Consider the following 26,113-nt stretch of genomic DNA (forward strand, 5'->3'; position numbering starts at 1 on the left):
CTGCACATCTGACTCTCCTTGGCCACGTTACTGCTGGGCATGCTTCGCTGCGTCTTCGATCACAGCCGCTACTTCCTTCGGACGCGACTCGTAGACCGAGTGGCTTGCTCCCGCCAGCACCGTGGTGTGGCTATGGGCACGCTGATAGTAGAAGCGTTCGAGATCCGGATTGATGATCTTGTCGTCAGCGGCCACGATGCCCCAGCTCGGCTTGGTGGTCCACGCTGCGACTGTCATCGGCGCCGAGAAAACCTTCGCCCCCGTCAGGATCTGCGACTGCGCTTCGAACTGCGCTTGCTTGAGCGGAAGATCAGCAGCGAAATCCTTCGGGAAGTCTGCCGGATTGAGGTATGTATAGCCGTCGTCGGTCTTCTTGATGGCGCCCGGCTGCTTCAATGTGTAGCTGGGGTATTGCTTGCCGAGGTCCGACTCGTCTTCGCCGACAGCCGGCGCATGCGCGGCTACATACACCAGGCCCGCCACCTTCGGATCGACACCGGCTTCGGTGATGATCGAGCCGCCGTAGCTATGCGCCACGAGAATGGCCGGGCCGTCCTGCAGGTCAATCACGCGCTTGGTGGCGGTAACGTCGTCGTCCAGTGAGGTCAGCGGTTCCTGCACCATGGTCACGTGGTAGCCGTCCTTGGTGAGGATGTCATAGACCGGCTTCCAGCCCGAGCCATCCACCCACGCACCGTGTACCAGAACAATGTTCTTGATCGGGGCGCTAGCGGACTGCGTATCCTGAGCCATGGCACCTGTTGATGCAAACAGGCAAGCGGACAATGAAAGAATCGATGCTGCGATAGGCAAAATCTTCACGGCGAAACTCCATCAATAAGGGGGAATGCGAAAAATAGCTGGCTTGACCGGTAACCACTTAGCTACCGAAGAACACGTTGCAGAAGCTGACCGGTCCGACGCAGCCGGAGCGCATCGCCGTATGGGATGCCGTACCCGATGCCGTGCCACCGTTCTGGGCCACCCCGCCGACGGCCTCATTGGTTAGTTGCTGATCGTTCTGCGCAGCGATCCTGGCTTCAGCTGCCTGAATGTCAGCCGGGTAGTTGATATCGCTTGCACCCGGGGCATAGCCGGCCTGCTCGACACGAGCGAGATCGGCACGTACTTCTGCACGCGTAAGTGGTGTATTCGACTGGGCGAAGCTGAGAACCGGGGCGCCAAGCGTGGCAGCGGCGAGAGCAAGACCTACGAGCATCTTCGACATGATTAAGACTCCTTAGTAATGTGAGATTAAATTGACGGTGAAAACCGACTTCAAGCTGGGGGTAAACAAGGGTTGGAGATCTGCGTGCTGCGTCTACGTAAGGGCGAACACACGGTCCAAGGGTTTATTCCGGGTTTTTTTCGAAACTGATCAAAATTTGCTGGTCAGGTCCCGGTAACGCCTTACTGGCTGGGACCGGACATCAATTTCTTGCGACAGACGAATATTCGCGCCTGCACGTCCCGGTCTCCAGCGATTTGCGACCAATCGGCCATATGCGTCGCGAAATGCTTCTGAAAGGTCGCGAAACTCCGTGTGTCCCGCATGGTCGGTCTGGTATCTGCCGGGATGGGCGTCGCGCTTCTCCCGGCACAGGTGTGCAAGATTCCGTATCCACGTGTCGTGTACCTCGGCAGCCCTATGCTGGGGCGTTCGCAAACGCGCAGGGTCGAGCGGATAACGACGATTACTTGTTATGAATAGCGTGCGGAATATGAGTGGGCGGGGCTGACTGCCGCCGCAACACGTCGACGTGCAACTTTTCTCAAGGTATGAGCCACAGGGCCGCGGCATAAATCACCAGCGACACAGCAAAGGTGACCGCCGTATACCCCATCACACGCTGAATCCGGATGCCGGCAATCGCGACGATAGGCACCGCCCAGAACGGCTGCAGCATGTTCGAGACGTTTTCGGCCATGGCCACGCCCATCGCGGTATGCGGCACCGAGGCGTGCAGGCTCAGCGCCGCAGGCAGCACAAACGGCCCTTGCACGGCCCAGTGACCACCGGCGCTAGGTACGAGCAGGGTGATGATCAGCGAGCTCAGATAGCTCCAGATCGGCAGCGTGGCGGGCGTGGCGATCGTGACGAAGGCTTTGGCGATCATCGAAGCCAATCCGGTTCCCTTCATGATCCCCATGATGCCGCCATAGACCGGATACTGCAGCAGCATCGACCCGGTCTGGCGCGCCGCACGCCGGATCGCGCCCGCATAGGCGATCGGCGTGCGCTGCAGCGCCAGACCGATGAGCAGGAAGATCAGGATCGTGTTGTTGATGTCGAGGTCGAACCCTTTGCTGGACCATGTCATCGCCAGATAGCCAACGCCGAGTGCAAGCAGAAGCAGGGTGCCGAGCATCGACTGTTCAAGGCGGGATGCGAACGAGGAGGAACCGCTGCTACGCGCATGCGGATCGGCGTCGGCCGCGTTATCGGCATCACCGGCGTCGTCAGCGGCAGCGCCGAACGCGACCACGTTCTCGGGCTTCGGATGCATCTTGATGAAGATGGCGGTCATCACGACCACCACCAGCACCGTTGGGATGAAAACGAACGGCGCAAAAATGGTCTGGCTGAGCGGCACGACGTGGCCGGTGGCCTTCTCGACGAGATTGAGCGCATTACCGTGCGAGGCCTGCGACAGTGCAATCGAGCTGGACAGCCCGCTATTGCAGATGGACCACGCCGAATAGCTGCCGGCTACGAGCCAGGCGAAATCGACATTCACCCGGCGGGCAATTTCCCGCGATAACAGCGCGCCGACAATCAGGCCGAGTCCCCAGTTGAGCCACGCTGCGATCGCGACGACCGGAAACACCAGCAGCGCGGCGCGGGCCGGCGTCTGCGCGTTCGCCGCCAGCGCACGCAGTCCGCGCTGGACGATGGGCGCCTCGGCGATTGCGTAACCGGTCGCGAGGATGAGGATCATCTGCAGCGCGAAGCCGAGGATGCCGAAGGTGCCGGTGTACCAGGAGTCGAGCAGCGTCGGCACGGTCCCGAGCGGTCCGATCAGGAGTGCCAGCGCGGCCACGAAGAACGTCAGGAAGATGGAGAGTACGAACGGGTCCGGCATGACCCGCTCGAAAACGTAAACCAGGCCCGCCACGATTCCGCGGGGGGCGGCAAGCTGGCCGGCGACAGTGGGGGTGGTGTCTCGCTTCATGTTTTGCTCTAGATGGCGTCCGGCCCTTTGCTGGACGGTACGAACCGGATCGGTGCGCCGTGCGGCGGGAATCCTGGGTTCTTTTCCGGTGTTCTGTATGCGAACACGGTTTCGTTAAACGAACATCTCATTATTCGCCTTATCCGTATTGCATGTCAAGGCGACGTGACAGCCCGTCATTGGGGGAGGATCGCAGCGAGCAACACCCAGTCGCTAGCGGACAATTCGTCTCCAACCACTCGCTCAACCCTTTCCGCCGAGCCGAAGAAAAGCGGACCGTCAAGTTCGACGATAGCGATCCGGCGACCTTGCTGGTCAAGCGCCTCTAGCGAGGCCCGCGAGCGTTTCGTTCTGGAACTGGGCCGCACCCCATGCGTTCGTACAGCACGGCGCTACTCTCGATGTGCGCGATCTATCCGCGAGTCATGGCTTGAGCGGTTTCATGTGCCGCTGACTTACACCACCTCGCCGCCGGAGCGCACGACGGACGCGGGCTGCAGCTGCGCCAGATGTCGCAGCAGCTTCGTCACCATCCCGACGACAGTGAGCGCGAGGATCACGAAGAACACCGCGAGCGGCATCAGCACCTGCACCGACACGAAGCCGGCGAGCCCCATCATCGCCGACGACACCAGCAGCAGCGCGCACCCGAGGATCGCGCTCGTGAGGCCGGCGATATGCGGGAACAGCGAATTGCCCTTGGCCATCAAGGTGGGATACATGGCGCCGGCGCAGAACCCCATGGCGAGCACAGGCGTGGCGAGCGTCCAGACGCGCAGGCCCACCGTCATCGCAAGCACCAGCATCGCGATCGACGCAACCGCCATCGCGCGCGAACCGATAAGCAGGCGCTGCTCCGCGCTCGGCAGACGCGGGCCGTGTATGCGGTTCGACAGGCCACCCAGGAAGTACATCATCCCGATGCCGAGCGCGAGATAGCCGAAATAGGTCGGCGGCTTGTGCAAGGTGTTCTGGACCATGAACGGTCCGACGATGTTGAACACGAGCAGGATGCTGTAGCAGAGCCCTTGCGCGAGAAAGCAGCTCTGGAACACCGGGCTCGAGAGCACCTTGCCCGTGTTCGTCAGCAGCGTGCGCGGCGCGAGTCGCACCGGGCGCCGCAAGGTCTCACGATAGCGCCATACCACACCCCACATCACCAGCGAGTAGACAAGCAGGAAAACAAGGCATGCCTGCCAGCCAAACCACGTCTGCAGGTGGGCGCCAATCACCGGCGCAACGATTGGCGCCAGCCCCCACGCGATTGCCATGTAGGTGAACGCGTGAATCAGCGCCTGCCCGGAGAATGAATCGGTAATGATCGCCTTCGCGAGCAGGTTGGTGGTAGCGATGCCGAAGCCCTGCAGGCAGCGGGCGAGGAGGAACGTCTCCAGATTCGGCGCGGCGAGCGACAGCAAGCAGCCGATTGTGAAGATGACAAGACCGAAAGCCAGCACGCGCTTGCGCCCGTAAGCATCGGCGACGGGCCCGAAGACGAGTTGGCCGAATGCGTAAGCCGCCATGTAGCCGGACACGCTCGACTGGATCGCTTGAGGCGATGTCGTAAAGAAGCGAGCCATCTCGGGTAGCGCGGGCACGTAGATGTCGATCGCGAGCTGCCCGGCGGAGGCGAACATGCAGATCAGGAACAGCAGGAAGCGCGGCGAGTTCGGTGTGCGCGCGAGAAGGGCGTCGCGCTCGGGGATATCGTGGTTCATGAGAGCATCGAAGGAGCAGATTCTCGGCACGCGAGATGATTCGGTGCGAGTGTCGAACGCGGCGTGTGGATGGCGCCATCGCCATGTATTGTGCCTGTTGTTGCCGCTTTCTGTGCCAGAGCTGCTTTTGAAGCGTCCGGTCGACGGGGAAATCGCGTAGCCTGTCAGCCGCATTGGTTCATGACCGCAGAGCATCGGTATTCGGGGAAACGCTAATTCAATAGCAGATTTCCTTTGGGCGCGGGGGTTTGGCTCGATTATGCAATTTTTGCATGGCCTATGCCCAATTTGCATTGGAGTTTTACTCATCCTGCCAAGATTATCTCGGCTCTCGAACATTGGCTGATTCGAGCGTTTCCAGGTCGTCACGCACTAAAAGCCCAATTTATACAAGAGCGGGGCCGGCAACGGCTCGACGAATCGCTACGGGATTGTCGAAACTCAAGGGCTTGCAGGTCAATTGCGGCGACACTCAGTTTCGGATCATGGCGCCCGGTGAGACAACGGGTGCTGTGCATCGTACAGTTTTTCAAAAAGCATTAACCAAGGAGAAGCAGTAATGAATGTGTGCATGACAAAGAAGTCCGCGCTCGCGGCGTTGGCGATGTTCGCTGTGTGCGGTGTCGCGTCGGCGGACACGGTCGTCAAGATTGGTCATGTGTCGCCCTTGACCGGCGGTTCTGCTCAACAAGGCAAGGATAACGAGAACGGTGCGCAGCTGGCCGTCGAAGAAATCAATGCGAAGGGTCTGACAATCAACGGTCAGAAGGTCACGCTGCAGCTCGACGCGCAAGACGACGCCGGCGACCCGCGTACGGCCACCCAGGTCGCCCAGAAGCTGGTCGACGACAAGGTTGTGGCGGTCGTCGGTCACGAAACCTCGGGCACCTCCATCCCGGCCTCGAAGATCTATAGCGATGCAGGCATCGTGCAGATCTCGCCGTCGGCAACCAATCCGGTGTACACGCAGCAAGGCTTCAAGACGACCTTTCGCGTCGTGGCGACCGACGCACAACAAGGTCCGGCGCTGGCTAACTACGCCGCCAAGGATCTGAAGGTGAAGAGCGTCGCGATCGTCGACGACTCGACCGCGTACGGCCAGGGTCTGGCAAATGAATTCGAAAAGACCGCCAAGTCGCTGGGTCTTACCGTGGTCTCGCATGATGCGACGAACGACAAGGCTATCGACTTCCGCGCGATTCTGACCAAGATCAAGGGTGAGAATCCGGACGCGATCATGTACGGCGGCATGGACGCCACCGGCGGCCCGTTCGCCAAGCAAGCCAAGCAGCTCGGCCTGCGCGCAAAGATTCTGGCTGGCGACGGCGTCTGCACCAGCAGCCTTGCTAACCTTGGCGGCGCCGGCACCGATAACATCGTGTGCTCGGAAGCTGGCATGGCGCTCGAAAAGATGGCAAGTGGCGCGGCGTTCGAGGCGAAGTACGAGAAGCGCTTCGGCCAGCATATCCAGCTGTACGCGCCGTTTACGTACGACTCGGTGTACATCATCGTCGATGCGATGAAGCGCGCCAACTCGACCGATGCTGCGAAGATCCTCGCCGCGATGCCGACGACCGACTACAAGGGCGTGATCGGCGAAACGACGTTCGATCCGAAGGGTGACCTGAAGCACGGCGTGATCACGCTGTACACCTACCAGAGCGGCAAGAAGACGTTGCTCGACGTCGTCAAGATGTAAGCTGTCGCAGCAACCGGGCCGGGCATGCCGCGTCTCTCGCATGCTCGGCCCGAGACATCAGATCAGTATGCGACATAGGGCCCCATGCCCCCAGGCGTCGACTCCTGCTCGACGGCCACGTAGACGTTGCGGCCGTAGAAGAACGGCAACCCCCAGTCGAAGATAGCCGAGTTGACGTACGCGGGCCCCGCGAGCAGCGGCATCGCCGAATCGCCGGTGTCGGCCTGTGACAGCGTTGCGGCGTCGCCTACCTCGAACGACACCGCGCTGTTGGCACCGTTCACGCCTTCAATCACAGCGCTCAACTGCTCGGTCGAGTTCGGGCAGTAATACGCGGTGTTCGGACTCGCGCAGACCGGCAGCCCGCTGGTTTGAAAGAAGAGCCCGTTTGAGCCGCTGTCCATGATGCTGCTCGCGTAGGTTGTGCCATTTTGCACCGTCTTAAACGTGCCGTTCGACGTGCTGACTCCGATCACCTGAGCACTGCCCAGACCGTTGTTGCTCTGCGTGCCGATGCCGAACACCAGTTGCCCGCTGAGCGAGGCCGCACCGCTTGACGCGACCGCAGGCAGCATCAGGATCGAGCCGTTGTTGTCGGTGCTGAAGTAGGGGATGGGATTGGCAACCTGCAAATCCTCGGCGAGCGCGATCGAGGTGCAAGCGCTCCCGGCGCAGGCATAGTAGGTGGCTGGCAGCGCCTGCTGCACGCAGTTCGGGCCGCAGTCGTGCTTGAACACGCCAATTCCGAGGACACCGTTGGCCGCCAGGGTGGTGGGGGTGTTACGCGACGCCCCGATACTGCTGCAATCCGACGGCGTCGAGCTATAACCCGGGTCGATCACCTGAATCGGCAACTGCGCCGCTTTTTCGCTGGCAATCTGCACATCGGCAAGCCGCACCGAGCCCCACGTATAGCCGTCGAAGAACTGCATGCATTCGGCCAGCAGATTGCCGGACGCGTCCGTCTCCTGCGGCAGCGCCAGCGACGCCGGCAGTTGCGAGGCAAACACGCGCAGCCCCCAGGAGCCGGTATCGAGCAGCACATGATCGATGGTCTGGCACTGCGTGGTACCCGGCGTACAGACGGTGACGCTCACGAAGGGCATGTTCTGCACGCCGATCACGCCGAAATCGACCGCGACCGCTGCGGCGTTAGCGGCTAATGCCGCCGCCGCTGGGGAAGCGTTCGTAGCCGACGCCGCAGGTGCTGGCGTGCTGGAGGAGCCGCCACTGCCTCCGCCGCCACCGCAAGCGGTCAGGAGCAGAGCAACGAGTATCCCGAGCAGGGCCGTGATGAACGAATGCTTGCAGCGCATGATGGCTCCGCTATTGGATGACGCCGGGATCGACGTCCGCGGGCACCGCCAGAGGCAGGTAAGCACGGCCCGCGAATGCGCGCAAATGGCCGCTCGAGAAAATCACCAGATCGCTGTTCGACACGGCAAGCGGCGTTGCACGGCGCGTCGCGTTAGCCGCTACGTACTGATCGAAGGCGGTGCCGAGCACGGTCTTCAGATCGGGCAGAGTCGGCCCTTCCCATGCAACGCCAAACACTTGGCCGCCGGGCGCAACGTACTCGCGCACCAGCGTGCCGGACGGGAGCGTGATCCGGTGCATGGCGTACCCCGGTCGCGTGTCGATGGTATGCGCGACGGCGTGCATGAGCACCAGATCGCCCGCGACGCTGCCGACGTTCTGGCCCAAGGTGGCTTGCGCTGAGATTGACAGCGCGCAGCCCGCCACAAACATTGCGCAAGCAATGCCGATATGACGATTCGATTTCAAGAGTTTTCCCCTGACTTGACGCTAATACGTACTACGAATTATTTTAAAAACATCTTGAGGTGTTTATTTCCAACGGCCCCGAGACTTCCTTGCCGCCGCGCGATCGTTTCCCCAGTCGCGCGTGCTACGTCTGGGCTCGCTGCCCTGGACTGGATTGCTCAGGTCTACAGATCGGAAGCCGCGAATAGGTGCGTGACGGTCGTATTGCAACGGCCGTGCCATGTGGGCTCAAACGCTTGCTGCGCGGAGAGCTTGCTTGCGCCGGGCGGCTCGATGAGTGCCGGGGCGGCCCCCAATGTTTCGGAACCGCTACACATTAGCGATCCGACCGCGCGTAAAACGATGGTTGCGCGATGGTGTGGTGAGTGTGTGCTTGTCCGCCAGGGTCCGGCACATAAGCCTCGCGCGGGCGGCTGCCGCGTTCTCCGGGGCATCTGGATGGCTGCTAACAGGGCGTAAGGCGCCGTACAACCTGTCGCAAGCTTGAGACGGCAAAGCGCTCCCAATGAAATGGGTCGAAATGAGACCGGCGGATAAGGCCCACACGTTGTCCTACCCAACGTGCGGCATTGCAGCATACGCTGTACGCGATCAGGCTAGACCGCGCTCGCCTGTTTGAGCCGACCACATAACGAGGGGCCATATGGATACTGTTCTTTCGATTCTTTCCGGACTTTGCTTTGCATGGGTCCTTGTCTATCTGGCTTACAGTTTTCGATCCGCCATCTGGACGGGGGCGCGACATAGTGGCGGATTTGTCGTTCTTGAACTCCAGCCGCACCGCGCGCGTGGCAGCAGGGAGGCCGCGAGGGCACGCTTGCTCAAGCGGATGGCGATATCGGCGGTCTTGGCGCTGCCTCTAGGTATTGCGTTGAGCATCGTCCGTCTGGCCATCTTGTGAGGATTATGCTGAAAGCATAGGGAAAGATTCGCCCAACATCTCCAGTGAGCTAATCGGGAAGTTTTACCGTCACTCGGGTGGCCAAACTCCCTCTGGCAGGTAATGTTTAACAATTCTCTTGCGCACTTTCGCGTAAACTCGGAGCGTCAAAACGTACCAGTGCGTTCTGCATAGCATGGTAAGAGACGTTTGTGCGCTTACGCGTTCAAACTGCCCTCATCGCTGTGCTCAGCGAGCGCACCCGATCTTATGCAAATCGCAATACTGGAATCCGATCTCAGAGCACTGGATCGCGCGCTTGAACTGTTGTCGTCGGCAGGGCATCTCTGCTTTGGAGCACTAACTGACAAGTCATTACAGGAAGTGCTCGAACAGGTGTCCCTCGACTTGATCATCCTCGACTGGTCGGCTCCGGACGCAGCCCGATACGACACTCTGCGGTACCTCGCCAAGTACCGCCCCATCACTCCAATCGTCCTGTGCGTCACGTCGAGTACCTCGAACGACGCCATCGTCTCAGGACTGAATAGCGGCGCGAACATCTGTCTCGAGAAGCCGCTGAGTTGCGGCAAGTCGCTGACGCATATTCATGCTTTGGGGCGCAACAGCAATTCGTACGCCACATCTGTTGTAAGCTAAATGGCATAGCAAGCCGCAGCAGGCCACGTTGGCACGACGCAGTGATTCGTTGCGCATCAACGCGGCCGTAGTGACCGTCAAAGCGTCCAGTCACGCCATCCCGCAGCAGGCGAATGGGATGCGCTCAAGGCAGTGTCCTTTCGGCATGCCTTCGCCGAATCCGCCAACATGGTGGTGGATTCGGCCATTCAATCTTCGACCGCGAAACCGCTATGTACTATGCAGCGGTCGATTGCCCAGCTAAGCGTCCATCCAGGTTTTTCTCTCTGTGCGTATGAGAGGACGTTGGTGATCGGACTTTCTCACCGGCAACATCTCAGACGCGAAAGAAAGATGGATGAATTTATCCCTGCGTATTTGCTACGTGAACAAGCAGCGGTGGGTGCGCTCGTAATATTTGGAGTACTACGTGTTGTCGGGGCGGCCGTCGCGCTCTCGAAGGGCTGGCGCATCGGGACCGTCGAGAAATGCTTCATCGCTCTAGCGGTGCTGTACTGTTTTCCGCAGCTGTTCGATCTGCTGACGCAATCGTACCGGGTGCGCGTGGCGGTGGCGGAATTCGAAGGAAAGGCGCTTGGGTGTGCCATTGCACTATTCTGTGCGCCAATTCTGAGTCATCGACTCGGCTTCGAGTAACCCGCACCCCGTGAGTGGCGCCGTGACGATCAGCCGGCCGCTATGCCGGAGCCGCCAATCTGCGCTTGATCGCGCGATACGCAGTCGGCGTTGTCCCGAGATATCTGCGAAAAATTTTCGAGAGCCGCCCGCCACTGCCGATGCCGCAGCGCCGCGCCACTTTGTCGACTGGCAGAGCTGTTTCGGCAAGCAGACGGCAACACATGTCCAGTCGCACGAACAAGAGGTAATCGGAAGGCGTCACGCCGATTTCCATCTTGAAGCGCCGCAAGAAGTTGCGCGAGCTCATTGCGGCAACCTTCGCTGCTTCATCCATCGTGATTGGCCGGTTACCGTTCATCGCCAGCCACCGCGCCGAGGCCTGGATTTTTTCACTGACGTTGGCCGACGCGTTCTTGCGCAGGATGGCAGTGAACTGCGTTTCCAACGGAGGCTCGATACCGCTGGCGATATGGTGGGCGATGCCGACGCCGAGGTCGCTTTCGACTATCTTTAGCGCAGCTTGCAGGGGATTGATGATGTCGGGAGACGTCCCAGCCCTTAACTCGTCGCTCGATACTGGCGAAGAGGGCGGCTCACCGTGCCGCGGTTCGTCCGCAACGGGCCCGAGTCCGGCTGCATCGAGCAGCAGACGCCCTTCGGCGATCGGAAATATCAGCTCCGCGTAGGAGGAAATGCGCCGCAGCCAACTGACGAGCGTCTCATCCCTTAGCGCCGCCTTCACACCGGCGCCGCCTGCAACGAACAATGCGTGGAAGTTGTCTGCACCACACCGGGTGTTGATCCGCTCAGTCCAGACCAAGGCCGACGAGGAACTTGAGATTCTGCCGCCGATGATCGACACGAGGCAGACGTTGTACCGTACGGCGCTGCCCCGGGTGGTCTCGCCAAGCGCATTGGCGGATTGGAAGATCTCCGCCACCGCAGCCGCTTCAGGCAATGCAAAGCCGTTAAACAGGACTATGCCGATATGTTTCACGGCACGGCCAGTCGGTAAGCCCTGAGTTTGAAGGCCAGGCAAGCTATAGCGATCCGGAAAAGCTGCCATCCAAGCATCCCCCCAAGACAAGTGGCCTCCTCCAGCGTGCACGCCGGTTCTCTTTAGCAGGCCATCCTACACACGGTTTTTGGGTAAGGCCGGGAGCTGACCGATTAGGCTAATACGTTGGCGGGCACGGGCGAATCTCGCGGTGTCCCCTTGGCATGCTTTGTCAGCGCGAGGCGTGCCTGCTCGAGATAGCGCCGCACGGAGCGTTCCCGCGATATAGAGAAAATCGTTCTGTGGGCGCTATTAGTAGACTTAGTAGACTTCGGCCGCGCTAAAAAGTACGCCGCTCGCATGCCCTGTGGCGAGGATCGGCGGGTGATCGAGATTCCACGCAATGTTGATGTCTGGATCGTCCCATCGCAGCGTGCGCTCCTGCTCGGGAATGCGTCGCTCAGTGGCTTTGCACAACACCTCTGCGATTTCCGATAACACCAGGAAGCCGTGCGCAAAACCGGGTGGAATCCATAACTGATGACAGTTCGCCGCTGATAGCCGCGCACTGACCCACCGGCCGAAGGTGGACGACCAACGACGCAGGTCTACCGCCACGTCGAGCACTTCACCCGCTACGACCCGGACCAGTTTGCCCTGAGGATGCTGGATCTGATAGTGCAGGCCGCAAAGCACGTTGCGGGACGATACCGTGTGGTACTCCTGACAAAAGAGGTGGCCGCGAGCCACCTTCTCGTCGAACTCGGTTTGATCGAAGCTATCGAAGAACGCACCGCGGGCATCGCTGTGGATGTATGGCTCGATTAGCTTGACGTCGCGAATCTGCGTGTGGTGAACCTTAATGGTCATAGACGGCGGTCGGAATGGAAGCTGCAAAATTGTGGGTTGTAGCGCATCGCTTCAATCGTACAACTCGAGCCTGTGTCGATTCCGCCAAAGCAGTGGAGTAGGACGCCATCTGCCTTCTGGTAGCGAGTTAAAGTGACTTCGTGCGCTGCCGCATTTTTCCTGGTGTTGTGACGTCGTTGGCGGACTAGCGCTAGCATTTGAGTCCCCACCTTGCGCATGTCCGGCATGCCACGTGGGTATGCTAATAAGGCAAAAGTTGCTCACGCGTTGCACCATCTCATCCTCGGATGACATCCCGAAGAATGTTAAGCAACGAATATCTACAGCGATCTCTTCCCCATTTTCATTTTTCTTTTCTCTCGACAACTAAAGATATGGGACGCAAATGCGGGGGCGTTTTGGAGGCCAGTGCATGAGCACACTTCGTATCGTTGAACCGCTGTGTTGTGCCGTCTAAGCAGGAAAATCTGCAGAATGTCTGGCCGAACCTGCCATGGCGACGGCAACGGCCCGGACAGACACGCTGGCTTTGGCTCGAGCTCATCCGCAGGGGAGCCAGGTCGTCTGCTAACCATAGTTGCCAAAACGCGCTCAGCGCTGCAGCGCTCATCAGGCGCGTGTCGGTTGCATTGTGATATCGGAAATAATGACGGTAAAGATCAAGAAAGCGCACTAACAAGTAGATTTTTCATAATTTTTTTAGAAACGAATTTTGTTCAATTAAGGAGCGCGCAAATCCAGTGTTTCGGCGCTTATGCGAAAACGAGGCATTCCGCCGTATGGCAATTCGCAACCTCATCGGTCACGTATGAGGCTGTGGGTTAATCCGCCAACATGTTGGCGGTTTCCGTCAGTCACGTTACGCCATTTGGCGGCCTATGTATGATGCACTGCAACTGGCGGCAATCCTCGTTGCGAATGAGACATCGCTAAACCAATAACGTCTGAGAGGAGCTTTATGGCGTATGCAGGTCTCGACAATCCGGATAACGGAGCGGTGTCCGCTACAGGGAAAAAGCGCAGACGCTCGGTTCGAGACGTTGGCGTGGTTCTTTTCGAAGGGTTCTCGCTGCTAACCGCCGGAGTGATTCCGGAGGTGTTCCAGATGGCCAACGAGATATGTGCTTCACGATCGAGAGGCGATGCATTCTACGACGTTCGCTTTTACTCGGCCGAGGGAGGGCGTGTGGCGTGTTCATCATCGATCAGTGTCTGGACGTATGCCTGCGATACGCGAAACGGCAACGGCTTTGACGCGTTGTTCATCGTGGGCGGAGAGGGCGCGCAAAACGCGGCTCGCGACGAGCGCGTGGTCGGTTGGCTGCGCGAAGTGCTGCCGCTTAGCGAGGTGGTGAAGCCGATCGGAGAAGGTTGGATGCTGTTGGCCGCTGCCGGTATCGATCGGTCGCGCGAGACCACTGGCCTCGACGGCTTACCGCCGGAATTCGCGGGAATCGTGGGAGGCGAGATGGGTGATGCCGCTGATCGTTACGAGCCGGCCAAGACAGCTCTGACCCTGGTCAAGCGTGATCTTGGCATCGAGGTCGCGCGGGAGACGGCAGGACGTCTTTCGTTGAATGGTTCAGCGATCCTTGCGTCGTTTTTGTCGGATTCGAACCCAGCGACGCGGGTCGAGAAGGTGCGGGCGTCGGCGCGCTGGCTAAAAGAGAATTGTGGCCGGCCGATCTCGGTGAGCGATGCAGTACGGGTAGCGGCGATGAGCGAGCGAAACTTCTTGCGCTGCTTCAAGCAGGAAATTGGTATGACACCGTCTGAGTTTCTGCTTCAGACCCGTTTGGAGATGACGTCACGGCTGCTCGCGGAAACCGATTCCCCGATTGACAAGATTGCGAAGCGCTGCGGTTGGATCAATGGCGATCGTCTCGCCAAGATATTCCGCAAACGCATGGGGCTGACGCCTTCGGAATACCGCATGCGCAATCGCAGTGCGGCGTTGGACGATTCACCGTAATTTAAAAGAACCCTGCGTCACTGAATTCCATCAGGTTAGGTACCGCTTGGTGATGCTTCTGATTCTCAATGGTAGGAGTACTTAGCATGGCTACATTGACAGGTGAATTGGATCACGCCAGCGAGGCCGGACGTGGTGAGCTCGATACGGCTCGGGCGTCAGTGCGCCTCGCGCCTGTTGTTCTGGCCGGTGGCTCAGGTTCGCGGTTATGGCCGATGTCGCGCGAACAGTATCCGAAACAACTGATTGGCATACTCGGCCCCGAATCCTTGCTGCAGGACACGGTTGCGCGGCTGCGGGGTTTTCCTGTCAAAACAGGTCTTGCGGGTGCGCCGATTATCGTGTGCGGCGACGAACACCGCTTCGTGACCGCAGAACAACTCCGCGCCAGCGGCATCGACGCGCGCATCGTCGTCGAGCCTATGCGGCGCGACACGGCGCCAGCGCTCACGCTTGCTGCCAAGGTTGCCTGTGAGGACGGCGAGGACGCGATCGTCGTCGCCATGCCTGCCGATCACGCGATCGCTGATGTGGCCGCGTTTCAACGGGCAATTGCGCTTGCCGTGGAGCACGCGCAGGACGGCGCGATCGTCACGCTGGGTGTGCCGCCGACGCGGGCCGATACAGGATTTGGCTATATCAAGCTTGGGCAGGCGATTGACGCAGGTGCTCATCGGATCGAGCGCTTTGTGGAAAAGCCGGCCGCTGAACTCGCGGCGCAGTACCTCGCGTCGGGACAGTACTGGTGGAACAGCGGAATTTTTGTGGTACGCGCAAGCGTATGGCTCGCGACCATTAGAACCCTTCAGCCAGCAATGCATGATGCATGTGCATTGGCGCACGCTTCGGGGACGACCGACGGGCCATTCTTCCGGCCGGACGCCGATGCTTTCAAACAGTCGCCATCCGACTCGATCGACTACGCGGTTATGGAGCGGCTTGGCTCAGGCGAGCAACTGGCAGCGGGTGTGGTCGTGCCGCTCGAAGCGGGTTGGTCCGATCTCGGTTCGTGGGGCGCCGTATGGGATGCCCTGGACAAGGACGCCGATGGCAACGTCTCGCGCGGTCGCGTCGTGTTCGAAGGTACGACCTCGAGCTTCGCGCATTCCGAGGGCCGACTGGTTGCGTGCGTTGGCGTCACCAATGTGGTCGTCGTGGAGACCGACGATGCCGTGCTGGTTGCGGACCGCTCGAGTGTGCAGGACGTCAAGGGGCTGGTCAGCAGGATCAGGGCCCAACAGGCACCCGAGGCGGAGGCCCACCGAAAGGTGCGGCGACCGTGGGGCTACTACGACTCGATCGATCACGGAGATCGCTTTCAGGTCAAGCGGATCGTCGTGTATCCGGGCGGACGCTTGTCGCTGCAATTGCATCACCACCGCGCGGAGCACTGGATTGTGGTCAGCGGCACGGCGCTGGTCACGCGCGGCGACGAGCAATTCATGCTCAGCGAAAACCAGTCGACGTTCATTCCCTTGGGCGTAACGCATCGCCTGGAGAATCCAGGCAAGCTGCCGCTCGAACTCATTGAAGTGCAGTCCGGATCGTACCTCGGCGAGGACGACATCGTTCGGTTTGACGATACGTACGGTCGCGCGTGACGCATTGGCGTGTGATGCAGTCCAACTTTAAGCGGGGGTCGCAAGATGCTTGGCATACAGGGGTTGTTGGCGCGGCTTGTGGACGTCGTTCTGATTGTCGTTGGGGCGGTATTGGCGTCGCATGTCCGTTTTGAGGGCCTGGTGCAAAGCCGACTCGATGGGGCGTTCATCACGTTTTCTGTCGCGTTCGCGCTGGCGTCGTTTCCCGTCTTTGGACTGTATCAATCCTGGCGAGGCCGTTCGATGTTGCGGCTGATCGGCCTGGTTTCGCTGGCATGGCTGGTGGTTCAGGCCTGTGGCCTGGTGTTGATGTTCTCGCTCCATCGCACCGATTTTATTTCGCGGTTGTGGTTCGCATACTGGACGGCGATCACAGGTGGAGCGCTCATCGCGTCGCGTTTGACGGCCTACGGGGTGCTGCGAAGCGTGCGATACGCTGGGATGAACCTGCGCAACGTGGCCGTGGTTGGATATGGCTCTCACTGCCAGCGCGTCGTCCGCAAGATGGAGGCCTCGCCGGCCGGCGGATTTCGTGTATCCGCGATGTTCGACTTGCGGCCCATGGCGGGCGTTGCACCATCGGGCGTGCCAGTGTATGTCGATCTGAAGAGTTTTTCCGAGTATGTGCGAAGCAATGACGTGCAGGAAATCTGGTTGGCGCTACCGCTGTCGGAAGAGTCGACTATCTTGCGTTTCGTCAACGAGTTCCGCGATGAGCTCGTGAACATCCGCTTCATTCCGGATGTGCAAAGCGTGGCCTTGTTTGATAGCAGCATGATCGATTTGATCGGCGAGCCGGCAATCAACCTGGTGGCCTCGCCGCTGTCGCAGCATGCGCTGGTGCAAAAGGAAATCTTTGATCGCATCTTTGCTGCTCTGGCTTTGATCGCGTTGGCGCCGCTGCTAACGATCATTGCGATCGCTGTAAAGCTTTCGTCGCCTGGTCCGGTGTTCTTTACACAGTTCCGCAAAGGGGCCGATGGACGGGTGTTCAAAATCTACAAGTTCCGCACGATGCGCCATCACGTCGAAAAGGCGGGCGTGGTGACGCAGGCTACCAAGGGCGATTCACGCATTACGCGTGTGGGTCGTTTCCTGCGGCGGACCAGTCTTGACGAGCTACCCCAGTTTTTCAATGTGCTGCGCGGCGAGATGTCGGTGGTCGGCCCGCGTCCCCATGCAATCGAGCACGATGAGCTCTATCAAAAGGTTGTGAACGGCTATATCCATCGTTATCGGATCAAGCCTGGTATTACGGGTTGGGCGCAGGTGAACGGGTTCCGCGGTGAGACCGATCGCGTCGAAAAGATGCAGAAGCGCGTGGAGCACGATCTGTACTACTTGCGCAATTGGTCGTTTGCTCTGGACATGAGGATCGTCCTGGCGACCGTGGCGAAGGGGATGGTTAGCAGCAACGCTTATTGATTCCCCGCCGAAGCGGTGTTTAGGAACATCTTCGATACGCGAATCCGGCAACGGTCCTTATGAAGCGGGCGACCGGCGCGTCTGTGCGGTTGGCACGCGATATCAGGTCGATTTGATGAGGTGGAGGAGTATGCAGTTCAGAAAGCAGGCAGCGTTATTCAGAAAGCACGGCGTTCGTTTTCTGGCGATTACGACGGCATGTGCTGCATTGTCGGCGTGTGCATTTGCACCGGGAATGCGGATGATTGAGCCGGCGACCTTGCCTGCGACCAGTGGGAACGCACAGACGCCGGCGACCAATGTTCAAGTTCCGATTACGGATATCACCAGCTCGCTAATCAAAGAGATGCGCGACGCGGCGGACAAGGCAGGTGCGGCAGAGGGGCGGGGGTTGTTTGAGAGTTCCGGGCCATATACCTATAGGTTGGGGATCGGCGACGTTCTGGAGATCACGGTTTGGGATCATCCGGAGTTGGCCGCAGCTTTGGGTGCGCAGCAGCAGTCAACCACGCGAGCTTCCGATCCTATGGCTGGGTTCATTATCGATCAGAGAGGAAACCTGAGCTTTCCGTACATCGGCACTCTTCATGTAGAAGGGTTGCGAACTGATGAGGTCCAGCGGGCGCTTTCTGAGCGATTGGGACAGGTCTTCGTCAGGCCGCAGGTAACCGTGCGTATCGCATCGTTTCGATCGCAGCAGGTTTATGTCGACGGAGAAGTGCACGTTCCAGGTCCCCAGCCGATCAACGACATTCCGATGACGCTCTATGACGCAGTCAGTCGCGCGGGCGGCTTTAGTCCGACAGCGGATCAGAGCCGGATGGTATTGGTGCGGGACGGTGTGTCACATCCGCTGAACCTTCCACAGTTGCTTGCGAATGGCCAGAATCCGTCGCGGATCATCTTGAAGAATGGCGATTTGCTTCGCGTGGTATCGCGAGACGACAACGGTGTGTATGTCATGGGTGAGGTCGTTAAGCCATCCACTGCGATCCCGATGAAGAACGGAAGACTGTCGCTAAGCGAAGCCATTTCTCAGACCGGGAGCCTGAACAATACGACTGCGGACGCGTCGCAACTCTATGTGATTCGCGGATCGCAGGATGTAAATCCGCAGGTTTTCCATCTTGACGCACGATCGCCGGTGTCGATGATCCTCGCGAATCAGTTCGAGCTGCAACCTAAGGACGTCGTATACATCGATGGCAATGGGTTGGTTCGCCTGAGCCGGGTGTTGAACCTGTTGATCCCAGCGATTAACGCGAGTCTGTATGGCGCGGTGGTGGCGAAATGATCGACACCATTCTGATTGTGTGTGAAGGGAACATATGTCGAAGTCCGATGGCAGGAGGCTTGCTGGCCCATGAGTTGCCCCGCGCCCGGATTACGTCGGCCGGGCTGGGTGCGCTAGTGGGTCGCAAGGCAGACACGATTGCGATCGAACTCATGGCCGAACGTGGGATAGATATAAGCGGACATATCGCATCCGCGTTGTCCTTGCAGGACGTGCGCGCAGCACAACTTGTGCTGACGATGACACTCGAGCAACGAAGGAGGATTGAAGCGACCTATTCCTTCGTCAAGGGGAAAGTGTATCGCCTCGGCGAGCATGAAGGGCTGGACGTGCTAGACCCGTACCGGCGTGGCCGGGCGGCGTTTGAGATGTCCTTGGCGCAGATTGAGCGCAGCGTGTCACGCTGGCTCGAGGCAATGATCCCACTGGTTCACTGAACGCATGGCTTCTATATATAAACGACAATCCGACGAGTCCTCAGGCGGGGACCAGATTCACCTGGCCGATTACCTTTCCGTGGTGGTCGAAAGCTGGCGTCTGATCGCTGGGATCACGGTTGCGGTGGTGATCCTGGGCATTCTCTATGCTGTTCTGGCCCGCCCGATTTATCGGGCAGACGTCATGATCCAGGTCGAGGACAGCGCGAGTTCCACGAAGGACGCGCTCGGAGAACTCGCCTCGATTTTCGATACGAAGCAGACCGCCGCGGCCGAGATCGAGCTGATCCGTTCAAGGCTCGTCGTCACGGAAACCGTGCAGAGGTTGCATCTGGATATCAACGCGTATCCACGGTACTTCCCATTGATCGGAAGGGCCGTTGCACGCAAGGCGGCGCCGGGCGAGCTTGCTCCGGCATTCGTTGGACTGAGTAAATTCGCGTGGGGCGGCGAAAGCATTCAGGTTCCGCTGTTCGAGGTGCCCAAATCGCTTTATGGCACGACCTTTGTCTTGACCGCGCGTGAAAACGGCAACTTCGATCTGGCGGATCAGGACGGAGATATCGTCCTTCGAGGTAAAGCCGGGACCTTGTCCAAGGATGGCAAAGAGGGCAGCGCGGGCGTTCCTGCAACTGGGACGGCGGCTAGCGGCCCAATCGAAATTCAGGTTGATACGCTAGTTGCCAGACCCGGTACGCAATTTATCGTCGCCCGCTCGTCCACGCTTGGGACGATCGATCAGCTGCAGGACGCGCTGACCATCGCCGAAAAGACCAAGCAATCGGGTGTAATCGGCGCGACGCTCGATGGCGAAGACAGCGCGCGCACAGCGCTGATCCTGAATACGATCGCTAGCGCATACGTTCAACAGAACATCGACAGAAAATCCGCCGAGGCTGAACACACACTCGCGTTTCTTGACCAGCAGTTGCCGCAACTGCGGGCCCAACTCGACAAAGCTGAAGACCGGTATAACGCATTTCGCAACGAAAAGGGAACGGTTGATCTGAGCGAGGAGAGCCGCCTGCTCCTGCAACAGATCGTCGACAGCAAGACCAAGCTCGCGGATCTCGAGCAGCAGCGTGTCGAGATGATCCAGCGCTTCACCCCGACGCACCCTGCCGTTGCAGCATTGACCGCTCAAATCAATCTGCTGCAGGCGCAGGGGACGTCGCTCGACAAACAGGTGATCCGGCTTCCCGATACCGAGCAGTCGGCACTTCGCTTGCTGCGTGACGTGCGGGTCGATACCGAGCTGTACACCAATCTTCTCGATGCGGCCCAACAGCTGCGCATCGTGAAAGCGGGTGAAGTGGGTAACGTGCGCGTGGTCGACTATGCAGTAGCCGATGATGTTCCTGTCAGGCCCCGGCGCGTCATGACCGTCGGCTTGGCGGCAGTCTTAGGCCTCGTCATTGGCACCGTTGCTGCCTTCGTTCGGAAGACGCTGTTTGGTGGCGTTGAGCACAGCGAAGAAATTGAAGAAGCACTGGGTCTTCCCGTATATGCGGTCGTGCCGCACAGCGAGGCGCAGATTCAGCTATGGAGGAATGTCCGCCGAGGCCACCAAGGACAGAACGTGCTGGCGGCAAGTGCACCTGAGGACGTGGCCGTGGAGGGCATCCGGAGTTTGCGAACGGCGCTTGAGTTCGGCTTGCTCGAAGCTCCCAACAATATTGTGATGATCACAGGACCGCGTCCCGAAGTTGGGAAGTCCTTTATGGCGGTGAATTTGTCGGCAGTGCTCGCGTCGAGCAGCAAGCGCGTATTGCTTGTAGATGCGGATATGCGCCGAGGTGATGCGCACACGTACCTCGGGGTCAATCGAAATCCGGGACTGTCCGATGCAATCGGCGGAAGGGATATTGAAGGCACCGTGTTGCATGACGTTCTGCCGGGTCTTGACTTTCTCCCGAAAGGAACGTTGCCGCCCAACCCGGCTGAGTTGCTCATGAGTGAGCGCTTCAAAAGCATGCTGGAGTATTTCTCCACGCGTTACGACATCGTGATCGTTGATACGCCGCCTGTGTTAGCGGTCACCGACGCGGCGCTCATCGGAAAGTTCGCCGGCACCACATTGCTGGTCGTTAGGCATGGCCGTAACCCTATGTCCGAAATCGCGGAGACCGCAAAGCGTCTGCGCAACGGTGGTGTGATGGTGAAGGGCGTGTTGTTCTCCGATGTGCCGCAAAGGCGGATCGGGTACGGGGCCTACTACTCTGGGTATTACGGATATCAAAGCAGTACTGAGTGAAACATCGGTTCACCAGTCTTTGCCGCGACCCGTTGTGTCGCAACTTGAATCAAACTGAGGATCAGGAAAATGAATCGAAAAGTCGCACTGATTACCGGAGTGACGGGTCAAGATGGATCGTATCTTGCCGAGCTACTGTTAGGCAAAGGTTACGAGGTGCATGGCATTAAGCGCCGGACGTCACTGTTTAACACTGATCGAATCGACCATCTTTACCAGGATCCCCATTCCCCGGACGCGCGTTTCGTCCTGCATCATGGCGACCTGACGGATTCGACAAGCCTGGTCAGGATCATCCAGCGCGTCCAGCCTGACGAAATCTATAACCTGGCCGCTCAAAGCCACGTTGCCGTTTCTTTTGAAGAGCCGGAATACACGGCTAATGCAGACGGCATAGGCGCGCTGCGGATCCTCGAGGCAATCAGAATCCTGGGGCTCGAAAAGAAGACACGCTTCTATCAGGCATCGACCTCCGAGCTATACGGGCTGGTGCAGGAAGTGCCCCAAAAGGAAACGACACCGTTCTATCCGCGCAGCCCTTACGCGGTAGCCAAACTGTATGCCTACTGGATCACGGTCAATTATCGCGAAGCGTACGGCATGTACGCTTGCAACGGCATTCTGTTCAACCACGAGTCGCCGGTACGTGGCGAAACATTTGTCACGCGAAAGATCACGCGCGCTATTGCACGTATCGCCACGGGACTTCAGGACTGTGTCCATCTGGGGAATCTCTCGGCACTGCGCGATTGGGGGCATGCACGCGACTACGTCGAGATGCAGTGGCTAATGCTCCAGCAGGAGCAGCCGGAAGATTTCGTCATCGCAACGGGCATTCAATATAGCGTTCGAGATTTCGTTCAGCACGCCGCGGGTCATCTGGGCATCACGGTGCAATTCGAGGGTTCCGGTGTCGACGAGATCGGCGTTGTAACAAAAACGGATGGAACCGCAACAAAGGTGAAGCCGGGCGACGTCATCGTTCGTGTCGATCCGCGTTATTTCCGGCCGACCGAAGTGGAGACGCTGCTGGGCGATCCTACTAAAGCCCACGAAAAACTTGGATGGAAGCCGACGACCTCGTTTGAGTCGCTAGTTGCCGAAATGACCCGCTCTGATTACCAGGTTGCGAAACGCGATGCGCTGGTCACGCTGGCTGGATTCAAAGCATTCGAATACAACGAGTAAACAACATGAATACCAACGCGCGAGTGTACGTTGCTGGCCATCGGGGTATGGTTGGCTCCGCCATTGTTCGGCGACTCAGAGAAATTGGCTATCAAAACATCATAACGCGTAGTCACAGCGAGCTTGATCTGCTGGATCAACATGCCGTTAAGACATTCTTTTCTGATAATCAGATAGATGAGGTATATCTCGCTGCGGCCAAGGTGGGTGGAATTCATGCAAACAACAGCTATCCGGCCGAATTTATTTACGAAAATTTGATGATCGAGGCGAATGTGATACACGCCTCGTACCAGGCTGGCGTAAGAAAATTGCTGTTCCTTGGCTCGACGTGTATTTACCCGAAATTCGCCGAGCAGCCGATTGAGGAAGGGGCTTTGCTCACAGGGCCGCTTGAGCCGACGAACGAGCCCTATGCAGTTGCGAAGATTGCGGGAATTAAATTGTGTGAAAGCTACAACCGGCAGTACGGCACGGACTATCGTAGCGTGATGCCAACCAACCTTTATGGTGATGGTGATAATTACCATCCCTTAAACAGTCACGTTATCGCTGCTCTGATTCATCGATTCCACGAAGCTAAGACGAATAACGCGGCCAACGTTGTGGTTTGGGGTACGGGCACGCCGAAGCGCGAATTCCTGTACGTCGACGACATGGCTGACGCGAGCGTTTTTGTGCACAACCTCGACCGGCAGATCTACGAAAAGAGTACGAGCCCGACACTGTCCCACGTCAATGTCGGATCGGGTGTCGACATCAGTATCGCTGATCTATCCGCTCTGGTCGCAGAGACGGTTGGCTATTCCGGCGAAATTCTGTTCGATACAAGCAAGCCGGACGGTACTCCGAGGAAATTGTCGAGCACGGAGACCCTTCGAAAGCTCGGGTGGCAGTCAAAATTCGACCTTCGCAGCGGGCTCTCAGCGGCGTATCGCGATTACCAATCGAGATAGCTCTCTCCAAGGTACGTGCACACCTTTGAGACTCCAAGATTTTATGAAAAAAAATCATTTCGGCTCGGTAAAGTGGGTTGGCGGCATTCAGGCTGCAAAGATTCTGGCCCAGTTGATTGGCGCACCACTGTTTGCTCATTTGCTTAGCCCTAAAGATTTCGGCCTGATGGCGATGGCAACCACAGTTCTCACGTTCGCGCTGCTATTTCGCGACATGGGAACTGGACAAGCTGTCATTCAGAAAAAAGACCTGACTGAGGACACGCTCAATTCGGTTTTTGCTTTCAATATTCTGGTAGGCGCTGCGGCGTGCGCAACCATAGCCGGGGCGTCGCATGTCATCGCGAGGCTGTTTTCGGAACCGCGCCTTGAGAACGTGCTTTTGTGGATCAGCATTTCATTCCCGATCGCTTCGCTCGGGGCAGTTCAGCAAGCGTTTCTTGAGCGTGAGCTGCAATTTCAGAAATTAGCCGTAGTGGAGACGGCCAGTACGTATATTGCGTTGGTGATTTCGATACTCCTGGCCAGGTTCGGATTTGGCGTCTACGCACTTGTTGCAAATGCGATATTGGCAAATTCGCTTTCCACATTGTCTTACTGGTACATCAATCCATGGAGACCTCGTTTTCGCTTCAAATGGGGGTCTTTTAAGGAGGTCAGTTCGTATAGTTCGAATCTTTTCGGGTTTGTTACGGTTAACTATTTCGCCAGAAATTCCGATGCTATTTTGATCGGGAAATTCCTGGGAGCCGCGTCGCTCGGAATTTACGGGTTGGCGTATAAGTTCATGCTCTTCCCCTTGCAGAACATCTCGTCCGTGTTCAATCGTGCCATGTTGCCTGTCATGTCCCGGGCCTACGATTCCGGAGAAAGGGTTGATCTCGTATATGCAGAGCTGGTGCAGCGCGTAGCGCTACTCGCATTCCCGGCAATGACGGGCTTTTGGCTACTGAGAATTGACTTCGTTGCCGTCGTATTGGGACCGGCCTGGGTGAGGGTATCGGACGTCATATTCTATCTAGCCCCGATTGGCATGATTCAGGCCATCACCACGACTTCTGGGCTTCTATATACCTGCACCGGTAAGACCAAGCGGTTTTTCTATTGGGGCATTTTTTCGTCGGCTGTGCAGGTGGGGGGAATAGCACTCGGTTTGCGCTACGGCATTTTGGGCGTTGCCCAGGGGTACGCGCTGGCAAACATCTTGTTGCTGTACCCAATATATTACTTTGGCTCCAAATGCATCAACGCCAGCCCGAATTTCGTCTTCCGTGCGTTGATTCGGCCCGCTTGCGCCACTGCGCTACTCGCCTTATCCAGCTCAATTGCGTTGCTCTTCGTGCCGGAATTTGAAGGGAATTTAGGGCATGTTGTTCGACTGTTGGTCGGCGCATGCGCTGGCGCAATGGCGTATGGAGTGGCCGTGCGGTGGCTCTACCCGAGCAGTTACGCTTCCCTCGTCTTAAAGTTGCGACGTGCGACATGAGACGGGTCCGGTATTTCTTGCAGGAAGGATAACTTATGTTTGCATCCGCATTCCGGCGTGTAGTTCGGGCCGCGTCTCTGCATTGGGAAAGCGATCTGGAACAAGTGTTCTGTACGCAGAGCGCCCTTAGTCTCGAAAGCTTCCGTGGCGCTGCGACGGATGTCGACCTGCGGTACGCGTTTAGAAAAGACCCTTATCAACTGTTTTCCGGAAACGCTCGCTCAGGACGTGCCCGCGCCTCCACGAAAGCGCCCGTGATATCAGCGCTTAGTATTCGCGCGCCGCATCGATTTTCGAACTCGCTGATCCAACTGGCAAACGCCGTGGAATTCGCCGAGACTAACGAAATTCCGACGGTATACGCTCCGGGATTCTGGTATCTCCGCTCCGGAACGAGCAGTGGCGGCGTCAATATACGGACAGGCGAATTGCCTTTTATGCACCGGGAACGTCTGGTGCTGGACGGCTATTACTATTACCGGGCGACACTCGGGCCGTTATACGGGCCGCACAAAAGGCGCAGCGATACGCTTCGGTCGGTGGCGAACTTAATCCGTATCCAGGAACCATCGGCCGATTTCGATGTTGGAACGGTTGTTATTCATATTAGATCTGGCGACATTTTCAGAGGGGCGGGCGCGCACCCGGATTACGGCCAACCACCGCTTTCGTTTTATCAAAGCGTTCTTGCTTCTATCGCATGCGCAAAGGTAGTCGTGGTCGCAGAGGACGATGCAAACCCCGTAATCAAGCCGCTTCTCGAATATTTGCGCCAGTCCGGATCGTTCAAGGTTGAGTCCAGGATAGGCGGAAAGTTGCATGATGACATTGGAACTCTTCTAAAGGCGGAAACGCTCATTGCCGGGAGCGGTACGTTTTGCGAGGGGGTGTCCGCGCTTTCGAGGCGGCTTAAACGTGTCATAACGTTTGAAAGAGAATTCGACACATGGGGTCGTGATGATGTTCTCGTCGATGTGGTGAAGGACAGATTGGGGGCATACCGGGATTTCATATATTCGGGAAATTGGGTCAATGCGGAAAATCAAAGGGCTCTGATGTGCAGCTATCCAGCAAGCGCATTGGCAATTTCCGGTATTTGA

The 26,113-nt window shown here is 58.3% G+C and carries 22 protein-coding genes; 14 read left to right on the top strand and 8 right to left on the bottom strand.

Going from position 1 to position 26,113, the window contains the following annotated elements:
• Nucleotides 1-27: 27 nt before the first annotated feature.
• From BLQ92_RS05815 to BLQ92_RS05830, 4 genes are all read right to left on the bottom strand, one after another.
• Nucleotides 28-753 carry an alpha/beta hydrolase gene (locus BLQ92_RS05815; protein WP_090682959.1) on the bottom strand — a complete coding sequence of 242 codons (726 nt, stop codon included), beginning with the start codon at nt 751-753 and terminating at the stop codon, nt 28-30.
• Between the two features lie 127 nt (nt 754-880).
• Entirely contained in the window at nt 881-1,228 is a 348-nt protein-coding gene (locus BLQ92_RS05820) for a DUF4148 domain-containing protein (RefSeq protein ID WP_090682472.1), read from the bottom strand.
• Nucleotides 1,229-1,772: 544 nt separating this feature from the next.
• A complete protein-coding gene (locus tag BLQ92_RS05825) occupies nt 1,773-3,173 on the bottom strand; it encodes a TIGR00366 family protein (RefSeq protein ID WP_090682473.1) in 1,401 nt (466 codons plus the stop codon).
• A gap of 455 nt (nt 3,174-3,628) precedes the next feature.
• Nucleotides 3,629-4,891, bottom strand: coding sequence for a multidrug effflux MFS transporter (locus tag BLQ92_RS05830; RefSeq protein ID WP_090682475.1), 1,263 nt, complete (start codon nt 4,889-4,891; stop codon nt 3,629-3,631).
• 571 nt (nt 4,892-5,462) lie between these two features.
• Between BLQ92_RS05830 and BLQ92_RS05835 the strand changes: the two genes are divergently transcribed.
• Complete coding sequence (locus tag BLQ92_RS05835; protein WP_425194896.1) at nt 5,463-6,590, top strand: branched-chain amino acid ABC transporter substrate-binding protein; 1,128 nt, start codon at nt 5,463-5,465, stop codon at nt 6,588-6,590.
• Between the two features lie 62 nt (nt 6,591-6,652).
• On the opposite strand, the gene BLQ92_RS05840 is transcribed toward BLQ92_RS05835, so the two are convergent.
• Nucleotides 6,653-7,906, bottom strand: coding sequence for a DUF3443 domain-containing protein (locus tag BLQ92_RS05840; protein WP_090682478.1), 1,254 nt, complete (start codon nt 7,904-7,906; stop codon nt 6,653-6,655).
• Between the two features lie 10 nt (nt 7,907-7,916).
• Nucleotides 7,917-8,339 (bottom strand): DUF2844 domain-containing protein, encoded by a 423-nt coding sequence (locus BLQ92_RS05845; RefSeq protein WP_090682480.1) that lies wholly within the window; start codon nt 8,337-8,339, stop codon nt 7,917-7,919.
• Between the two features lie 679 nt (nt 8,340-9,018).
• On the opposite strand from BLQ92_RS05845, the gene BLQ92_RS05850 reads away from it, so the two are divergent.
• The 3 genes from BLQ92_RS05850 to BLQ92_RS05860 all read left to right on the top strand — a co-directional run bounded on the left by BLQ92_RS05850 (nt 9,019) and on the right by BLQ92_RS05860 (nt 10,551).
• Complete coding sequence (locus tag BLQ92_RS05850; RefSeq protein ID WP_090682481.1) at nt 9,019-9,276, top strand: hypothetical protein; 258 nt, start codon at nt 9,019-9,021, stop codon at nt 9,274-9,276.
• Nucleotides 9,277-9,525: 249 nt separating this feature from the next.
• Nucleotides 9,526-9,915 carry a response regulator gene (locus tag BLQ92_RS05855; RefSeq protein ID WP_090682483.1) on the top strand — a complete coding sequence of 130 codons (390 nt, stop codon included), beginning with the start codon at nt 9,526-9,528 and terminating at the stop codon, nt 9,913-9,915.
• A 333-nt stretch (nt 9,916-10,248) separates the two neighbouring features.
• Nucleotides 10,249-10,551 (top strand): hypothetical protein, encoded by a 303-nt coding sequence (locus tag BLQ92_RS05860; protein WP_090682485.1) that lies wholly within the window; start codon nt 10,249-10,251, stop codon nt 10,549-10,551.
• 40 nt (nt 10,552-10,591) lie between these two features.
• Here the strand turns inward: BLQ92_RS05860 and BLQ92_RS05865 are convergent, their stop codons facing one another.
• Both BLQ92_RS05865 and rfbC read right to left on the bottom strand, forming a co-directional pair.
• The gene (locus BLQ92_RS05865) at nt 10,592-11,395 is read right to left on the bottom strand and encodes a helix-turn-helix domain-containing protein (RefSeq protein ID WP_244106089.1); all 804 of its coding nucleotides are present in this window, start codon (nt 11,393-11,395) and stop codon (nt 10,592-10,594) included.
• 456 nt (nt 11,396-11,851) lie between these two features.
• Nucleotides 11,852-12,400, bottom strand: coding sequence for a dTDP-4-dehydrorhamnose 3,5-epimerase (rfbC, locus tag BLQ92_RS05870; RefSeq protein ID WP_090682488.1), 549 nt, complete (start codon nt 12,398-12,400; stop codon nt 11,852-11,854).
• A gap of 958 nt (nt 12,401-13,358) precedes the next feature.
• Here rfbC and BLQ92_RS05875 point away from each other — a divergent pair.
• The 10 genes from BLQ92_RS05875 (at nt 13,359) to BLQ92_RS05920 (ending at nt 26,113) form a co-directional block, all read left to right on the top strand.
• Entirely contained in the window at nt 13,359-14,372 is a 1,014-nt protein-coding gene (locus tag BLQ92_RS05875; RefSeq protein WP_090682490.1) for a GlxA family transcriptional regulator, read from the top strand.
• 86 nt (nt 14,373-14,458) lie between these two features.
• Nucleotides 14,459-15,973: a mannose-1-phosphate guanylyltransferase/mannose-6-phosphate isomerase gene (locus BLQ92_RS05880; RefSeq protein WP_090682492.1), complete on the top strand. Its 1,515-nt coding sequence runs from the start codon at nt 14,459-14,461 to the stop codon at nt 15,971-15,973.
• A gap of 45 nt (nt 15,974-16,018) precedes the next feature.
• The gene (locus tag BLQ92_RS05885) at nt 16,019-17,398 is read left to right on the top strand and encodes an undecaprenyl-phosphate glucose phosphotransferase (protein WP_090682493.1); all 1,380 of its coding nucleotides are present in this window, start codon (nt 16,019-16,021) and stop codon (nt 17,396-17,398) included.
• A gap of 130 nt (nt 17,399-17,528) precedes the next feature.
• Nucleotides 17,529-18,692 (top strand): polysaccharide biosynthesis/export family protein, encoded by a 1,164-nt coding sequence (locus tag BLQ92_RS05890; protein ID WP_244106088.1) that lies wholly within the window; start codon nt 17,529-17,531, stop codon nt 18,690-18,692.
• Nucleotides 18,689-19,129 carry a low molecular weight protein-tyrosine-phosphatase gene (locus tag BLQ92_RS05895; RefSeq protein ID WP_090682495.1) on the top strand — a complete coding sequence of 147 codons (441 nt, stop codon included), beginning with the start codon at nt 18,689-18,691 and terminating at the stop codon, nt 19,127-19,129. The genes BLQ92_RS05890 and BLQ92_RS05895 overlap by 4 nt, the downstream gene beginning before the upstream one ends.
• Before the next feature lie 4 nt (nt 19,130-19,133).
• Complete coding sequence (locus BLQ92_RS05900) at nt 19,134-21,383, top strand: polysaccharide biosynthesis tyrosine autokinase (protein ID WP_090682497.1); 2,250 nt, start codon at nt 19,134-19,136, stop codon at nt 21,381-21,383.
• A 69-nt stretch (nt 21,384-21,452) separates the two neighbouring features.
• Entirely contained in the window at nt 21,453-22,571 is a 1,119-nt protein-coding gene (gene gmd, locus BLQ92_RS05905) for a GDP-mannose 4,6-dehydratase (RefSeq protein ID WP_090682498.1), read from the top strand.
• Between the two features lie 5 nt (nt 22,572-22,576).
• Entirely contained in the window at nt 22,577-23,527 is a 951-nt protein-coding gene (fcl, locus tag BLQ92_RS05910) for a GDP-L-fucose synthase (RefSeq protein WP_090682500.1), read from the top strand.
• Nucleotides 23,528-23,570: 43 nt separating this feature from the next.
• Complete coding sequence (locus tag BLQ92_RS05915) at nt 23,571-25,013, top strand: lipopolysaccharide biosynthesis protein (RefSeq protein ID WP_090682501.1); 1,443 nt, start codon at nt 23,571-23,573, stop codon at nt 25,011-25,013.
• A 35-nt stretch (nt 25,014-25,048) separates the two neighbouring features.
• Nucleotides 25,049-26,113: a hypothetical protein gene (locus BLQ92_RS05920; protein WP_090682503.1), complete on the top strand. Its 1,065-nt coding sequence runs from the start codon at nt 25,049-25,051 to the stop codon at nt 26,111-26,113.

This window comes from Paraburkholderia phenazinium, from assembly GCF_900100735.1.
Classification (GTDB): domain Bacteria; phylum Pseudomonadota; class Gammaproteobacteria; order Burkholderiales; family Burkholderiaceae; genus Paraburkholderia; species Paraburkholderia phenazinia.

Bases quoted from the DNA above. Each gene is read 5' to 3' on its own strand.
- BLQ92_RS05855 (WP_090682483.1), top strand. From the start codon at position 9,526: ATGCAAATCGCAATACTGGAATCCGATCTCAGAGCACTGGATCGCGCG.
- BLQ92_RS05875 (WP_090682490.1), top strand. From the start codon at position 13,359: ATGGCGTATGCAGGTCTCGACAATCCGGATAACGGAGCGGTGTCCGCT.
- BLQ92_RS05920 (WP_090682503.1), top strand. From the start codon at position 25,049: ATGTTTGCATCCGCATTCCGGCGTGTAGTTCGGGCCGCGTCTCTGCAT.
- BLQ92_RS05845 (WP_090682480.1), bottom strand. From the start codon at position 8,339: ATGTTTGTGGCGGGCTGCGCGCTGTCAATCTCAGCGCAAGCCACCTTG.
- BLQ92_RS05850 (WP_090682481.1), top strand. From the start codon at position 9,019: ATGGATACTGTTCTTTCGATTCTTTCCGGACTTTGCTTTGCATGGGTC.
- BLQ92_RS05840 (WP_090682478.1), bottom strand. From the start codon at position 7,906: ATGCGCTGCAAGCATTCGTTCATCACGGCCCTGCTCGGGATACTCGTT.
- BLQ92_RS05900 (WP_090682497.1), top strand. From the start codon at position 19,134: ATGGCTTCTATATATAAACGACAATCCGACGAGTCCTCAGGCGGGGAC.
- fcl (WP_090682500.1), top strand. From the start codon at position 22,577: ATGAATACCAACGCGCGAGTGTACGTTGCTGGCCATCGGGGTATGGTT.
- BLQ92_RS05915 (WP_090682501.1), top strand. From the start codon at position 23,571: ATGAAAAAAAATCATTTCGGCTCGGTAAAGTGGGTTGGCGGCATTCAG.
- BLQ92_RS05835 (WP_425194896.1), top strand. From the start codon at position 5,463: ATGACAAAGAAGTCCGCGCTCGCGGCGTTGGCGATGTTCGCTGTGTGC.
- BLQ92_RS05895 (WP_090682495.1), top strand. From the start codon at position 18,689: ATGATCGACACCATTCTGATTGTGTGTGAAGGGAACATATGTCGAAGT.
- gmd (WP_090682498.1), top strand. From the start codon at position 21,453: ATGAATCGAAAAGTCGCACTGATTACCGGAGTGACGGGTCAAGATGGA.
- BLQ92_RS05860 (WP_090682485.1), top strand. From the start codon at position 10,249: ATGGATGAATTTATCCCTGCGTATTTGCTACGTGAACAAGCAGCGGTG.
- BLQ92_RS05830 (WP_090682475.1), bottom strand. From the start codon at position 4,891: ATGAACCACGATATCCCCGAGCGCGACGCCCTTCTCGCGCGCACACCG.
- BLQ92_RS05815 (WP_090682959.1), bottom strand. From the start codon at position 753: ATGGCTCAGGATACGCAGTCCGCTAGCGCCCCGATCAAGAACATTGTT.
- BLQ92_RS05825 (WP_090682473.1), bottom strand. From the start codon at position 3,173: ATGAAGCGAGACACCACCCCCACTGTCGCCGGCCAGCTTGCCGCCCCC.
- BLQ92_RS05820 (WP_090682472.1), bottom strand. From the start codon at position 1,228: ATGTCGAAGATGCTCGTAGGTCTTGCTCTCGCCGCTGCCACGCTTGGC.
- BLQ92_RS05890 (WP_244106088.1), top strand. From the start codon at position 17,529: ATGCAGTTCAGAAAGCAGGCAGCGTTATTCAGAAAGCACGGCGTTCGT.
- BLQ92_RS05880 (WP_090682492.1), top strand. From the start codon at position 14,459: ATGGCTACATTGACAGGTGAATTGGATCACGCCAGCGAGGCCGGACGT.
- rfbC (WP_090682488.1), bottom strand. From the start codon at position 12,400: ATGACCATTAAGGTTCACCACACGCAGATTCGCGACGTCAAGCTAATC.
- BLQ92_RS05885 (WP_090682493.1), top strand. From the start codon at position 16,019: ATGCTTGGCATACAGGGGTTGTTGGCGCGGCTTGTGGACGTCGTTCTG.